A 12,601-nucleotide genomic window follows, 5' to 3' on the forward strand; every position below is an offset into this window, starting at 1 on the left:
GTGCGCCCGCCGGTCAGGAGATGACTGGTGCAGGCCGGCTCAGACCAGCCGGGCGAAGGCGCGGATCGCGGCGCGATCGGAGAGGGCGGCGTCCGCGCCGATGTCCAGGCGCCCGAACGCGAGAAAGGTCCCGAGGAGCTGCCAGAACTCGCCAAGGCTCGGAGCGGTCGCGCCCGGCCCGTAGGCCTCGCCCGGTCGCGTGATGTCGGCGTCGGCCTGGGTCGCGATGCCGCCGTGGTCGGCGCGCCAGCCCGAGCCGCTCGCGTTCTCCTGCACCGTCCAGCCGTCGCGATGCGCGGCATCGAGCGCGTAGCCGTTGCCGCCGACGCTGACGCTCAGGTCGCCGAGCTGGTTCTGGCTGATCCCCTCGATCACCGCGGAGTTGTTGCCCTTGGTGATGACCACCTGGCTCGCGACATACATGTTCGGGTTGCCGGCGAACTGCTCGGTGTTGATCGTGATCTTGGTGCCGTTCTCGAGCTGGAAGGTTGTTGTGCCCCAGAAGTCGAACGCGTGCTTGCCGTCGACCTCGACGTGCGGATCGCCCCAGATGCGGGTATTCTCGCCGGTCGCGGCATTGAAGATCGTCATCTCGCTGTTGCGCTCGTCGATCTTGAGGGAATAGCCGTCGCCGAGGTCGAGCGCCGCGGTGTGCGTGCCGGTGGTGCTCGCCGTCCAGCTGGCGAGCGGCTCGCGACCAGCCACCCCGCAATTGAGCGAGGCGGTGGCGGGCAGGCAGCTCTGCGCGAACGGGCCGGCGAGCAGGCGACCGGCGGCCTGCACCAGGATGCCCGCGGCGAGCTGGTTCCAGCCGGTGCCGGCGAGTTGCGACAAAGCGATGAAGCCGATGCTGGCGTTGGTCGCGGCTAGTGCGTTCACGGTCATGATCGGCCTTTCGCTTGACGGTGAACAAAGGGTTACCGCGTCGCAGCCTCGCAAGCCCTCCACGGAACGCGGAGGTGCCTAGGCGAAACGTGGAGGAGCTATCGGCGGCTGGACGTTGCGGGCGCGGAACGGGTACGCCACCGTGCACGTTGGCGCGCGCAACAGGAGGTCGTCCATGCGTGCCAGTACCCGCCTTACCACCCTCACCCGCGTCGGCTTCGCGACCCGCGGGCTGCTGTATCTGGTCATCGCCTTCCTGATCTTGGGCACGGGCCGGGCGGAGGACCCGAGCGGCGCACTGCGCTACCTGGGGGAGGGCGGCGGGCGGCTGCTGCTCGGCGTCATGGCGACGGGCCTGGTCGGCTACGGCATCTGGCGGCTGGCCGATGCGGCGTTCGACCTGGAACGCCACGGCAGCGACCGCAAGGGCGCGGGCGAGCGGCTGGGCGCAGGCGTCAGCGGCATCGTCCACCTGTTCCTCGCCTGGCAGGCGATCCGGCTGATCCAGGGTGTTGCGAGTGCGACCGGCGGCGGCGGAGCGCAGGACGGCGCGGCGACCGCGCTGCGGCTGCCTGGCGGATTCGCAGTGGTGCTGCTCGGCGGCGGCGTCCTGCTAGGTCTGGGCGGCGTCCAGCTGGTCAAGGCGGTGAAGGGCAGCTTTCTGCGCTACCTGGAGCCGCAGGTCGCGCGGGCGGCGTGGGTGCAGTGGAGCGGGCGCGCCGGCTATGCCGCGCGCGGGCTGGTGTTCCTGATCAGCGGACTGTTCCTGCTGCGCGCCGGGTGGGATCAGCAGTCAAGCGAGGCGGGCGGCATGGCGGAAGTGCTGTCGTGGCTGACGAGCCCGTGGGACATCGTCGTCGCGCTGGGGCTGTTCGGCTTCGGGCTGTTCAGCCTGGTCGAGGCGCGCTTCCGGACGCTTCACGACGTACCTGTCGATGGGCTGGTCGCGCGGGTGACGAGTTTCCGCTAGCGCAGCACGCCTGCCGTACAGGAAGAGGACCGACCACAATGAAGCTCTGCCGCTACGGCGCGCCCGGTGCCGAGAAGCCCGGCATGATCGATGCCGACGGGCGCATCCGTGACCTCTCCAACTACCTGGCCGACATCGATGCGCGCACGCTCGCGCCGGAAACGCTGGCGACGCTCGCCGGGGTTGACCCGGCGGCGCTGTCGCTGGTCGCCGACGGCGTGCGCTACGGTCCACCGGTCGCCGGCACGCGCCAGTTCGTGGCGATCGGGCTCAACTATGCCGATCACGCCGCGGAGGCGAACCTGCCGGTACCGGCCGAGCCGGTCGTGTTCAGCAAGTGGGTGAGCTGCATCGGCGGTCCGAACGACCCGGTCACCATCCCGCAAGGATCAGAGAAGAGCGACTGGGAGGTGGAGCTCGGCGTTGTCATCGGCACTGCTGCGTCCTACGTCAGCGAAGCCGACGCGCTCCGCCATGTCGCGGGCTACTGCGTGGTCAACGACGTGTCGGAGCGCCAGTGGCAGCTCGAGCGCGGTCCGACCTGGGACAAGGGCAAGGGTTTCCCCGGCTTCGGTCCGGTGGGGCCATGGCTGGTGACCGCAGACGAGGTCGGCGACCCGCAGGCGCTCCGGCTCTGGCTGGACGTCAACGGCGAGCGCCAGCAGGACGGATCGACCGCGACGATGATCTTCTCCGTCGCGCAGATCATCGCCTACCTGTCGCAGATCATGACGCTGCTGCCCGGCGACATCGTCACCACCGGCACGCCGCCGGGCGTCGGCATGGGACAGAAGCCGAGCCCCCGCTTCCTCAAGGACGGCGACGTGGTGACGCTCGGCATCGACGGGCTGGGGCAGCAGCGCCAGACCTTCGTCGCCGCACCCGTGGCGTGAGCCGGCGTGCGGCGGCGCGGCAGCAGCCGACCCCGCCCTAGCCGCCGATCGAGAGGACGCTCTCCGACCCTCCGGCGCCGCCGCGGCTCGACAGCCGAAAGGACTTGCCCTCGTCGGTCGTGCCGGTCAGCGCGGCGCCGTTCGTCGTCAGCGTATAGCCCTTGCCGGCCAGCCGGCCGCGAAAGTGCTCGAGCACCGCGCCCGGGGCGACCGGGCTGCTGAACCGCACCTCCACCGCCTCCTTCTCACCGCGATCGACGACGTTGAGGTTGCGGATCTTCGATCCCTCGGGCAGGCGCACGCCGTCGATGTCGAAATTGCCGGCGTCCAGCTGGATCTTGGGCAGGTCGATCGCGCCGGAGAAGCCGGGTGCCTTGATCGCGATGGTGCCGTCCCTTGATCCCATCTCCGCGCTGAAGCTGTTGTCGGCGCCGGTGATCGAGATCGCGGTACCCTCCTTCGCGCCGTCGCCGCAGGCGGCGAGCAGGAGGACGGGGATCAGGGCAAACGCGCGCATCGGCTCTCTCCGTGTTACGTAGGTAACACACTTAGGAGTGCCGGATGCCCTCGTCAACGCTTTCTCCGTTGACCGCCGCGGCGTGTGCGGTGCAGCAAAGGCTCATGGCCAGCCATCCCCCGATCGCCAACAATCCCGACGTGCGTTTCCTGGGCAAGCTGCTCGGCGACGTCATCCGCGCCTACGGCGGGGAGGCGCTGTTCAAGCGGATCGAGTATATCCGCGCGACCTCCGTCGACCGTGCGCGCGGCGTCGCGGGGGCGGACGGGATCGATCGCGGGCTGGACCGCCTGTCGCTCGACGAGACGCTCGATTTCACGCGCGGCTTCATGCTCTTCTCCATGCTCGCGAACCTGGCCGAGGATCGCCAGGGCGTCGCGGCGGAGCAGGGCGCCGATGTCGCGCACGCGCTGGAGCGGCTCGCCGCGGCGGGCGTCGATCGCGCCACCGCGGCGGCGCTGCTGGACGGTGCGCTGGTCGCGCCCGTTTTGACCGCGCACCCGACGGAGGTGCGGCGCAAGTCGATGATCGACCACCGCAACCGGATCGCCGAGCTGCTGTTGCTGAAGGATCGCGGGCTGGAGGAGACGGCCGAGGGCGACCAGATCGACGACGCCATCCTGCGGCAGATCGCGCTGCTCTGGCAGACGCGGGTGCTGCGCCGCGAGCGGCTCTACGTCGCCGATGAAGTGGATACCGCGCTCAGCTACCTGCGCGACGTGTTCCTCCCCGCGCTGCCGGCGCTCTATGCGCGCTGGGACCGGGCGTTTGGCGCGCGCGTCCCCGCCTTTCTGCGGCCGGGCACGTGGATTGGCGGCGACCGCGACGGCAATCCGAACGTCGATGCGGCCTCACTCCGCCTGGCGCTCGCCCGCGCGGGCGAGGCGGTGATCGGCCATTACCTGGAGCAGGTTCACGCGCTCGGCGCCGAGCTGTCGATTTCGACCGAGCATGTCGCGGTCGGCGACGCGGTCCAGGCGCTCGCGGCGGCGAGCGGGGACGCGGCCGCGAGCCGCGCCGACGAACCCTATCGCCGCGCGCTCTCCGGGATCTACGCGCGGCTCGCCGCCACCCACCTCAAGATCACCGGCAAGCCCGCGCCGCGCCCGGGCGCGCTGAGCGGCGAGCCTTACCCCGACCCAGCGGCGCTCCGGGCCGACCTCGCCCAGCTTGCGCACGGCCTGTCGGGCGAGTCGCACGGGCCGCTCTCCAGCGGCGGTGCGCTCGGCCGGCTGATCCGGGCGGTGGAGGTGTTCGGGTTCCATCTGGCGACGCTCGACCTGCGGCAGAACAGCGCGGTGCACGAGCGGGTGGTGGCGGAACTGCTGAAGGCCGGGGGCGCGTGCGACGACTATCTCGCGCTCGACGAGGAGGCGCGGGTCGCCCTGCTGCGCCGGGAACTCGCCAGCCCGCGTCCGCTGACCAGCCCCTACGCCGCCTATTCGGAGGAGACCGCGTCCGAGCTCGCGATCGTGCGCGCGGTCGCCGACGGGCACCGCACCTACGGCCGCGCGGCGATTATCAACTACATCGTGTCCATGGCGCAGTCGGTGTCGGACCTGCTGGAGGTCCACCTGCTGCTGAAGGAAGCGGGGCTGTACCGCGGCGGCGACACGCCGGAGGCCGACATTATGGCCATTCCGCTGTTCGAGACGGTCGCCGACCTGGAGCGCGCGCCCGGAATTATGAGCGCCTGGTTCGCGCTGCCGGAGGTCGCCGCGATTTCGTGCACGCGCGGCGTGCAGGAGGTCATGATCGGCTACTCCGATTCCAACAAGGACGGCGGTTACCTGACCTCCACCTGGCAGCTGTCGAAGGGATCGTCGGCGCTGGCCCCGGTGTTCGACGATGCGGGAGTCCGGATGCAGCTGTTCCATGGCCGCGGGGGTGCGGTCGGGCGCGGCGGCGGATCGGCGTTCCAGGCGATCCAGGCGCAGCCGCCCGGCACCATCCAGGGGCGCATCCGCATCACGGAGCAGGGCGAGGTGATCGCGGCCAAGTACGGCACGCGCGCGTCGGCGGCGACCAACCTGGAGGCGATGACCGCGGCGACCCTGCTCGCCAGCCTGGCCCCGGCCGAGCTTCCGGAACAGGACCGCGCGCCCTTCCACGGCGCGATGGATGCCTTGAGCGACGCCGCCTTCCGCGCCTATCGCGGGCTCGTCTACGAGACGGAGGGCTTCCGGAGCTTTTTCCGACAGGCGACGCCGATCGCGGAGATCGCCGGGCTGAAGATCGGCTCGCGGCCGGCCAGCCGCAAGAAGTCGGACGCGATCGAGGATCTGCGCGCGATCCCCTGGGTATTCAGCTGGGCGCAGGCGCGGGTCATGCTGCCGGGCTGGTACGGAGTCGGGACCGCGCTTGCCGGGTTCGACGACAAGGAGCTGCTGCGCGACATGGCGGCACACTGGCCGCTGTTCGCCGCGACGCTCGCCAACATGGAGCAGGTGCTCGCCAAGTCCGACATGACGATCGCCGCCCGGTACGCGTCGCTGGTGGAGGACCGGGCGCTGGGCGGCGACATCTTCGGCCGGATCAGGGACGAGTGGCAGCGGACCCACGACTGCCTGCTCCAGGTCACCCGCCAGACCCGGCTGCTCGAGAAGAACCCGGCGCTCGGCGCCTCCATCCGCCTGCGCCTACCCTATATCGAGCCGCTCAACCTGCTCCAGATCGAGCTGCTGAAGCGGCACCGATCGGGTGAGGACGATCCGCGGATCGGCGAGGGCATTCTGCTGTCGATCAACGCGATCGCGACCGCGCTGCGCAACTCGGGCTAGCTCGGAAGCTTGAAGATGAAGGTGCGCTTGTCGGCGGCGCAGGCGACCGTCGCCTCCGGCCGGTAGCTGCGCGCAAAGCGGGTCTTGGCAACCATTGTGCTCGCGACATCGCCGAACAGGAAGGGCGGGTAGGAGATCAGCGCGCGCTGCGCGGCGGTCCGGCCGTCGGCGGCGATGTCGAACTCGACCTGGGTCCAGCCCTCGAACCCCATGCGGACGAGGTCGGCGGGGTAGAGCGACGCCGATGCGCCGCTCGACTCGATCCTGGGCGTGGCCCCGATCAGCGCGCACTGCTGCTCCGTCAGCCCGGTGCGCCCGAACGCGCTTGCCGCCGCCGCGAGGTCGCCGCGCGCCGCCGCCGCGTTCGCCTGAGCGAGCAGCGCATGGACCTTGAGCGGGTGCCGCTCCGGCAGGCCGCGCGCGTCCGCGACCGCGGCGAGCAACTGATCGGCGTCGGCAACCTGCTTCTTCTCTCCATTCGGGAACTGCCGCGCGATCGCGAGACGCAGCGTCGCGGCGCTTACCGGATCGGCGGCGATCTCCGGCCGGGCGAGCAGCGCCCGCAACGACTGGTCGCGGCGCTCGAAGCTGCGCTGCAGATCGGCCGTGCTGCCGATAGGTCCGCTCTGGTCGAGCGCGGCAAGCGCCGCGTCCGTCTTCACCGCAGTCGGCGCGCCAAGTGCCGCCGCGAGTGCGATCGTGCGCTCGGCAGCGGCCTTCTGTTCGGTGGCGGGCGCGAGCGGCGAGTGCGCGATCTGGAGGTTGGCGGCGAGCGCGGCGGCGTCGCTGCCCGTTGCCGCCGCGCGCCAACGAGCGATCAGCTCCGCGGGGCGCTCACTCTCCGGCGGCGCGGCAACGCCCTGCTGCTGCAGCCAGGCCTCGCTGGCGGTGCGCAGCGGCAGCGACAGGTCGCCGCCCGACGCGCTCCTGGTGCAGCGCAGCTCGACGCGGGTGATCGCGCGGTAGAAGGGGGCGATCGCCTTGGCGACCTCCGGCTTCCAGCTCCAGTCGAGCACCGCGCGCCCGAAGGCGAGCGCGACTGCCCGGCCGCCGCGTGCGTAGACCGGCTCGGCCCGCGTGACCGTGCCGTCCTCCGCCAGCGAGAACTCGACCACGGCCGAACTCTCCGGCGTCAGCCCCGGCACCTCGCCGCAATCCGGCACCTTGAGCGAGTCGGCGCGCTCGAACGGGGTGTCACTCTGCCGCCCCGCGCCGGTGTAGGCGAGGTAGAGCCGCGCCTCGTCCGGCCGCTTCTTCAAGAGCGCGACCTGCGCCAGATCGTAGCGCGTCGCGATGTCGGCAAGCGTCGAGCGCGTGGTCAGCCCGCCGTTGTTGGATAGCGCCTTCTTGAGCAGCGCGTTCGCCTCGTCGATGCGGTCCGCGGCGAGCAGCGCGCGGGCCGCGGCGACCTGCGCGGTGGCGATGTCCTGCTTGGTCGCCTTGGGCGCCATCTCGATCAGCTGGAGCGCCTCCGCTGTCGACCGGATCGCCGATCCGTCCCCGTCGAACCGGGTCAGCGCCGCGAGCATCAGCAGCGGCCGGATCCGCTGGACGCCGCTCGTCAGCGCGAGCGCGCGGTTCGCGTCGGCGATGCCAGTGTCGTAATCGAGCCGGAGCTGCGCCAGCGCCGCGAGTTGGTGATAGGCGTCGGCTGCCTCGTCGCGCAGGCTCTCCGTCACGGCGAGCCGGTCGATGCCGCCGCGGATGCTCGCCTCTGCTTCGTCGGCGCGTCCCAGCCGGGAGAGGCACATGCCGCGTCTGACCGCGATCGCCGCCGCGACGGTCGCGTTGCGGCGGGCGGTATCGCTGGTCGCCAGCGCGTCGAACAGGGTGACGGCCTCGGCGCAGCGGCCCTCCTGCCACGCCTTGGTCGCCGCGTCGAAGCGCGCCTGCGACCCGGCCGCCGTCGTCGGTGCCGGCGCGGCCTGTGCCGCGGTTGCGGCGAGCGCCGCCATCACGCTAAGCATTATCCCACCCTCCCTATGCGCGCAGAAGGACAGCAGAGCCGCTCAGCGATGTCCAGCGTTCGATCGCTCCCTATCGGTTTGCTGGCGCTGCTCGGTTCGGTCGGAGCCGCCCCGTCGCCCATCGATGCGCCGGCGTTGCCGCCGAGCAGCGTCGTGCTGTTCGTCGCGTCGTGGTGCGTGCCGTGCCGGGCCGAGCTGCGCCAGCTCGAAGCGATCATCGCCGCGGCGGCGCCGATCGCGGTGCGGGTGACCCCCGTCGACGGGTCGGCGCGGACAGGGGCACTGCTCGCCGGGGTTCCGGCCGAGCGGATTTGGCGCTCGCCGCGCGCGATCGACGCCTATCTCCAGCTCGCCGGCAGCCTTCCTTACGCGGTCATGACCGATGCGGCGGGGCAGGTCTGCGCCATCCACAATTGCGGCCTCGATCAGGGGGCGACGCTTGCGATGCGACGCCGCTGCCAAGGGGCGGACGGCTAGCCGCGGAACGGCGCCGCAATCTCCGGCGTCACCCGCATCAGCCGGCCGGTCGCGCGCTCGAGCATCGCCCAGGTGGTCCGCGCCTCCACCTTCACGCGGCCGTCGTCGCCGGTGAAGCGGACGTGGCGGTCGAAGCGGGCACCGCGCGGGGCATCGCCGACCCACGTCTCGGCCGCGACGCTCTCGCCCGCCACCAGGTTGCCGCGATAGTCGATCTCGTGCCGGGTCACGACCCAGACATAGGCCGCGACGTGATCGGCAGGGGCGACCGCCGCCCAGTGCGCGACCGCGATGTCCTGAATCCAGCGCACCCACACCGCATTATTGACGTGGCCGAGTTCGTCGATGTCGGCCGGGGTGGCCGTGAAGCGCTGCTGGAAGGGAGTCATGGTATGCGCGGGCTTAACCACCCCTCCTTGCGAAGGCTTCACCGCCTGGCGGGTAGGGCAGCGTCATGCTTCCGCGCAACCCTTCCCGCATCTTTCGCAGCCGCTGGCGCGCGCTGTGGTGGGCGGGCGGCGTGTGCGTCAGTGCGGTGCTGTTCGTCGGATTCGGCAGCCATGAGGCGGGCCGCGCGGTGGCTGCGCAGACCGACGTGCTCGGCGGGCAGGTCGACGACAAGGACCTGCAGGAGCTGATGAAGGTCCTGAACGCCGGCTAGTCGCCGATCCGCACCTCCCGGATCCGCCAGCGTTTCTGCGCCGGCGTCGCACCGTCGATCTCCGCCGCGACGCGATGCAGGACGACCGCACCACGCCGGGTCGCAGTTCCGTCCCGCAGCTTGCTCTTCACAATGATCGGCACCGTGACGTAGCGCTGCCCGGCGCCGGGCTCGACCCGAGAAGGCGTGCCGACGGTGAAGGCTCCGAAACGGGTCAGGCGCCGCTCGCGTGGCGCTACCCGCGCCTGCGGCTCCCACAGCCGCTGCGCCCGGGCCTCGTCATGGCCGGCGAGCAGCGCCCGGTAGCGCCGCACGACCGCCACGGCGGCGGCCGCGTCCCGATCGATTGGGCTCCGTGACGTCACCTGTGCCGGCGCCTGCCCGGTCGGGCCGGCGGCGAGAAGCAGGAGCGGTGCGACCCAGCTGATCATCGGGGCGCCAACCGCCGTACTGTTGCGCGTGTTCCTTGACTCCCGAACGGAACGGCAGCGTACCTCACCGGTTGGTCCGGCGTCAGCAAGCCGCTGGCGCGTGGAGAGGATGTACATGATCCAGAGTATCGCATCGGCTGTCTTCGACAGCGAGACCGACGCCGACCACGCGATTGCCGAGTTGCGCCAGGCGGGCGTGCCCGACTCGTCGCTCTCGATCATCGCGCAGGAGAACGGTCGCACCACGACGACCAGCGGCACGGGCGAGACCCACGGCGACGGCCACGGCAGCATCGTGCGCGGCCTGATCGGCGGCGGGGCGCTGGGCGCGGGACTCGGTGTCGCCGCCCTGGCAATCCCGGGCGTCGGTCCGCTTGCGGCGCTGGGCGCGATCGCGGCCTCGGCAGTACCGGAAGCGGTGGCGATCGGCGCGGCGGCCGGCGCGGTCGCGGGCGGGCTGAACGAGTCGCGTCAGAAGCACGGGATCAGCGAGGCGGATGCCGGCTATTATCAGGAGCGGATCGGCGGCGGCGGCACGCTGGTGTCGATCGACTCCACAGCGACCGTGGACCGGGGCACGGTGAGCGACATCCTGTACCGCAACGGCGGGCACAACTCGACCCGGGCGGCGACCACGGCGACCGCCGCCCCGATCGCCTACTGACACCAATACCGAGGGCACCGGCGCCCGTCCCGCGGGGGATGGGGCGCCGGCGCTTCCGCCAAGAGGCTTGTCGCGCCGCGCGAACCGGCCTATATCGCGCCTGCCTTCTCGACATCGTCACCATGCCGAGGCTGGTCCCACCCGGGGCCGGCAGCGAGGCCGATTGGGAGTACGATAGGGCTTGGCCGACCTCGCGACCATCACCGCGCTGATCGAACCGGAGGCGGAAGCGCTCGGGTTCGCGCTGGTGCGCGTCAAGATGTTCGGCGGCCAGTCGGACCCAACGCTGCAGGTCATGGCCGAGCGGCCGGATACGCGCCAGCTGACCATCGACGATTGCGCTGAGCTGTCGCGCCGGATCTCCGACCGGTTCGATGCGCTGGAGGAGGTGGGCCGCGACCCGATCGAGCACGCTTACCGCCTCGAGGTGTCGTCGCCCGGGATCGATCGTCCGCTCACCCGCCTCCAGGACTTCGCGGACTGGCAGGGGCACGAGGCGCGCGTCACGCTCAGCGAGCAGGTCGACGGGCGCAAGCAGCTAAACGGCATTCTGATGGGCATCGAGGGCGACCAGGTCACCGTTGACGTCCGCAAGCACCAGCCGATGACGGTGCCGTTCCACAAGATTTCCGACGCCAAGCTCGTCATCACCGACGCGCTGATCGCCGCCACCCAACCCCTGTCGGCCGAGGGCGCCGACCGGATCATCGAGCAAGAAGGGTAAGTTCCCCATGGCCTCTGCCGCCGCCATCTCCGCCAACAAGGCCGAACTGATCGCGATCGCCGACTCGGTCGCGAAGGAGAAGCTGATCGACAAGGCCATCGTCATCGAGGCGATGGAGGACGCGATCCAGCGCGCCGCCAAGAACCGTTACGGCAGCGAGAACGACATCCGCGCGAAGCTCGACCCCAACACCGGCGACCTTCGCCTGTGGCGCGTGGTCGAGGTGGTCGAGGTGGTCGAGGACTATTTCAAACAGGTCGACCTGAAGGGCGCGCAGAAGCTGCAGAAGGATGCGCAGATCGGCGACTATATCGTCGATCCGCTGCCTCCGATCGAGTTCGGCCGCATTCAGGCGCAGGCCTCCAAGCAGATCATCTTCCAGAAGGTCCGCGATGCCGAGCGCGAGCGCCAGTTCGAAGAGTTCAAGGATCGCCAGGGCGAGATCATCATCGGCGTCGCCAAGCGCGTCGAGTTCGGCCACGTGGTCGTCGACCTGGGCCGCGCCGAGGGCGTGATCCGTCGCGACCAGCAGATCCCGCGCGAGCTGGTCCGCGTGGGCGACCGGGTCCGCTCGATCATCTTGAACGTTCGCCGCGAGAACCGCGGCCCGCAGATCTTTCTGTCCCGCGCGCATCCCGATTTCATGAAGAAGCTGTTCGCGCAGGAAGTGCCGGAGATCTACGATGGCATCATCGAGATCAAGGCCGCGGCGCGCGATCCGGGCAGCCGCGCCAAGATCGGCGTGATCAGCCACGATTCGGGCATCGACCCGGTCGGCGCCTGCGTCGGCATGAAGGGCAGCCGCGTGCAGGCGGTCGTGCAGGAGATGCAGGGCGAGAAGATCGACATCATCCCCTGGTCGCCCGACACCGCGACGTTCGTCGTCAACGCGCTCCAGCCCGCCAACGTCGCCCGCGTCGTGATTGACGAGGAGGACGACCGGATCGAGGTGGTGGTACCTGACGACCAGCTCTCGCTCGCGATCGGCCGCCGCGGCCAGAACGTCCGGCTGGCATCGCAGCTGACCGGCAAGGCGATCGACATCCTGACGGAGGCGGACGCGTCCGAGAAGCGACAGAAGGAGTTCGTCGAGCGCTCCGCGATGTTCGAGAAGGAACTGGACGTCGACGAGACGCTCGCCCAGCTGCTCGTCGCCGAGGGCTTCGGCGAGCTGGAGGAGGTCGCGTATGTCGAGCTCGACGAGCTCGCGGGGATCGAGGGCTTCGACGAGGATCTGGCGCAGGAGCTGCAGAGCCGCGCGGCCGAGGCGCTGGAGCGCCGCGAGCAGGCCAACCGCGAGGAGCGTCGCGCGCTCGGAGTCGAGGACGATCTCGCCACCATGCCGTACCTGACGGAGGCGATGCTGGTCACGCTCGGCAAGGCGGGTATCAAGACGCTGGACGACCTCGCCGATCTCGCGACCGACGAGCTCGTCCAGAAGAAGCGCGCCGAGCCGCGCCGCCGCGCCGAGAACGCGCCCCCGCAGCGCAGCGAGGACAAGGGGGGTATCCTTGCCACCTACGGCCTCAGCGACGAGCAGGGGAACGAGATCATCATGGCCGCGCGCGCGCACTGGTTCGCCGACGAGGAGCCGGCACCGGCTGACGCGGATGCGGGCGAGGAGGCCTGATC

13 protein-coding genes are annotated in these 12,601 nt (G+C 70.6%); 8 read left to right on the plus strand and 5 right to left on the minus strand.

Annotation, left to right across the window (positions count from 1 at the left end; genetic code table 11):
• Window positions 1-39: 39 nt before the first annotated feature.
• Window positions 40-885: a DUF1521 domain-containing protein gene (locus CRO12_RS07665; protein WP_097063488.1), complete on the minus strand. Its 846-nt coding sequence runs from the start codon at window positions 883-885 to the stop codon at window positions 40-42.
• A gap of 175 nt (window positions 886-1,060) precedes the next feature.
• Between CRO12_RS07665 and CRO12_RS07670 the strand changes: the two genes are divergently transcribed.
• Both CRO12_RS07670 and CRO12_RS07675 read left to right on the plus strand, forming a co-directional pair.
• A complete protein-coding gene (locus CRO12_RS07670; RefSeq protein ID WP_097063489.1) occupies window positions 1,061-1,855 on the plus strand; it encodes a DUF1206 domain-containing protein in 795 nt (264 codons plus the stop codon).
• Window positions 1,856-1,893: 38 nt separating this feature from the next.
• Window positions 1,894-2,748: a fumarylacetoacetate hydrolase family protein gene (locus CRO12_RS07675; protein ID WP_097063490.1), complete on the plus strand. Its 855-nt coding sequence runs from the start codon at window positions 1,894-1,896 to the stop codon at window positions 2,746-2,748.
• A 37-nt stretch (window positions 2,749-2,785) separates the two neighbouring features.
• On the opposite strand, the gene CRO12_RS07680 is transcribed toward CRO12_RS07675, so the two are convergent.
• The gene (locus CRO12_RS07680; RefSeq protein WP_097063491.1) at window positions 2,786-3,265 is read right to left on the minus strand and encodes a hypothetical protein; all 480 of its coding nucleotides are present in this window, start codon (window positions 3,263-3,265) and stop codon (window positions 2,786-2,788) included.
• A gap of 104 nt (window positions 3,266-3,369) precedes the next feature.
• Between CRO12_RS07680 and ppc the strand changes: the two genes are divergently transcribed.
• Window positions 3,370-6,045, plus strand: coding sequence for a phosphoenolpyruvate carboxylase (gene ppc, locus CRO12_RS07685; RefSeq protein WP_097063492.1), 2,676 nt, complete (start codon window positions 3,370-3,372; stop codon window positions 6,043-6,045).
• Here ppc and CRO12_RS07690 read toward each other — a convergent pair.
• A complete protein-coding gene (locus tag CRO12_RS07690) occupies window positions 6,042-8,012 on the minus strand; it encodes a hypothetical protein (protein ID WP_144033561.1) in 1,971 nt (656 codons plus the stop codon). The two genes, ppc and CRO12_RS07690, sit on opposite strands and share 4 nt — an antisense overlap.
• 48 nt (window positions 8,013-8,060) lie before the next feature.
• On the opposite strand from CRO12_RS07690, the gene CRO12_RS07695 reads away from it, so the two are divergent.
• Window positions 8,061-8,489, plus strand: coding sequence for a hypothetical protein (locus CRO12_RS07695; protein ID WP_144033562.1), 429 nt, complete (start codon window positions 8,061-8,063; stop codon window positions 8,487-8,489).
• Here the strand turns inward: CRO12_RS07695 and CRO12_RS07700 are convergent.
• Window positions 8,486-8,878 (minus strand): acyl-CoA thioesterase, encoded by a 393-nt coding sequence (locus tag CRO12_RS07700; protein WP_097063495.1) that lies wholly within the window; start codon window positions 8,876-8,878, stop codon window positions 8,486-8,488. The two genes, CRO12_RS07695 and CRO12_RS07700, sit on opposite strands and share 4 nt — an antisense overlap.
• 65 nt (window positions 8,879-8,943) lie before the next feature.
• Between CRO12_RS07700 and CRO12_RS07705 the strand changes: the two genes are divergently transcribed.
• A complete protein-coding gene (locus CRO12_RS07705) occupies window positions 8,944-9,150 on the plus strand; it encodes a hypothetical protein (RefSeq protein ID WP_097063496.1) in 207 nt (68 codons plus the stop codon).
• Here CRO12_RS07705 and CRO12_RS07710 read toward each other — a convergent pair.
• Window positions 9,147-9,581 carry a hypothetical protein gene (locus CRO12_RS07710; RefSeq protein ID WP_097063497.1) on the minus strand — a complete coding sequence of 145 codons (435 nt, stop codon included), beginning with the start codon at window positions 9,579-9,581 and terminating at the stop codon, window positions 9,147-9,149. The two genes, CRO12_RS07705 and CRO12_RS07710, sit on opposite strands and share 4 nt — an antisense overlap.
• Before the next feature lie 115 nt (window positions 9,582-9,696).
• On the opposite strand from CRO12_RS07710, the gene CRO12_RS17695 reads away from it, so the two are divergent.
• From CRO12_RS17695 to nusA, 3 genes are all read left to right on the plus strand, one after another.
• On the plus strand, window positions 9,697-10,245 hold the full coding sequence (locus tag CRO12_RS17695; RefSeq protein WP_144033563.1) for a hypothetical protein: 549 nt from the start codon (window positions 9,697-9,699) through the stop codon (window positions 10,243-10,245).
• A gap of 181 nt (window positions 10,246-10,426) precedes the next feature.
• Window positions 10,427-10,969 (plus strand): ribosome maturation protein RimP, encoded by a 543-nt coding sequence (gene rimP, locus CRO12_RS07720; RefSeq protein WP_097063499.1) that lies wholly within the window; start codon window positions 10,427-10,429, stop codon window positions 10,967-10,969.
• A gap of 7 nt (window positions 10,970-10,976) precedes the next feature.
• On the plus strand, window positions 10,977-12,599 hold the full coding sequence (nusA, locus tag CRO12_RS07725; protein ID WP_097063500.1) for a transcription termination factor NusA: 1,623 nt from the start codon (window positions 10,977-10,979) through the stop codon (window positions 12,597-12,599).
• Window positions 12,600-12,601: the final 2 nt, after the last annotated feature.

Source organism: Sphingomonas guangdongensis, from assembly GCF_900199185.1.
In the GTDB taxonomy this organism is placed as follows: domain Bacteria; phylum Pseudomonadota; class Alphaproteobacteria; order Sphingomonadales; family Sphingomonadaceae; genus Sphingomonas; species Sphingomonas guangdongensis.

What these genes read in the sequence shown, in the direction of transcription:
- CRO12_RS17695 (WP_144033563.1), top strand. Translation starts at nt 9,697, where the DNA reads ATGATCCAGAGTATCGCATCGGCTGTCTTCGACAGCGAGACCGACGCC.
- CRO12_RS07710 (WP_097063497.1), bottom strand. Translation starts at nt 9,581, where the DNA reads ATGATCAGCTGGGTCGCACCGCTCCTGCTTCTCGCCGCCGGCCCGACC.
- CRO12_RS07700 (WP_097063495.1), bottom strand. Translation starts at nt 8,878, where the DNA reads ATGACTCCCTTCCAGCAGCGCTTCACGGCCACCCCGGCCGACATCGAC.
- CRO12_RS07675 (WP_097063490.1), top strand. Translation starts at nt 1,894, where the DNA reads ATGAAGCTCTGCCGCTACGGCGCGCCCGGTGCCGAGAAGCCCGGCATG.
- CRO12_RS07690 (WP_144033561.1), bottom strand. Translation starts at nt 8,012, where the DNA reads ATGCTTAGCGTGATGGCGGCGCTCGCCGCAACCGCGGCACAGGCCGCG.
- nusA (WP_097063500.1), top strand. Translation starts at nt 10,977, where the DNA reads ATGGCCTCTGCCGCCGCCATCTCCGCCAACAAGGCCGAACTGATCGCG.
- CRO12_RS07670 (WP_097063489.1), top strand. Translation starts at nt 1,061, where the DNA reads ATGCGTGCCAGTACCCGCCTTACCACCCTCACCCGCGTCGGCTTCGCG.
- CRO12_RS07705 (WP_097063496.1), top strand. Translation starts at nt 8,944, where the DNA reads ATGCTTCCGCGCAACCCTTCCCGCATCTTTCGCAGCCGCTGGCGCGCG.
- CRO12_RS07695 (WP_144033562.1), top strand. Translation starts at nt 8,061, where the DNA reads ATGTCCAGCGTTCGATCGCTCCCTATCGGTTTGCTGGCGCTGCTCGGT.
- ppc (WP_097063492.1), top strand. Translation starts at nt 3,370, where the DNA reads ATGGCCAGCCATCCCCCGATCGCCAACAATCCCGACGTGCGTTTCCTG.
- CRO12_RS07665 (WP_097063488.1), bottom strand. Translation starts at nt 885, where the DNA reads ATGACCGTGAACGCACTAGCCGCGACCAACGCCAGCATCGGCTTCATC.
- CRO12_RS07680 (WP_097063491.1), bottom strand. Translation starts at nt 3,265, where the DNA reads ATGCGCGCGTTTGCCCTGATCCCCGTCCTCCTGCTCGCCGCCTGCGGC.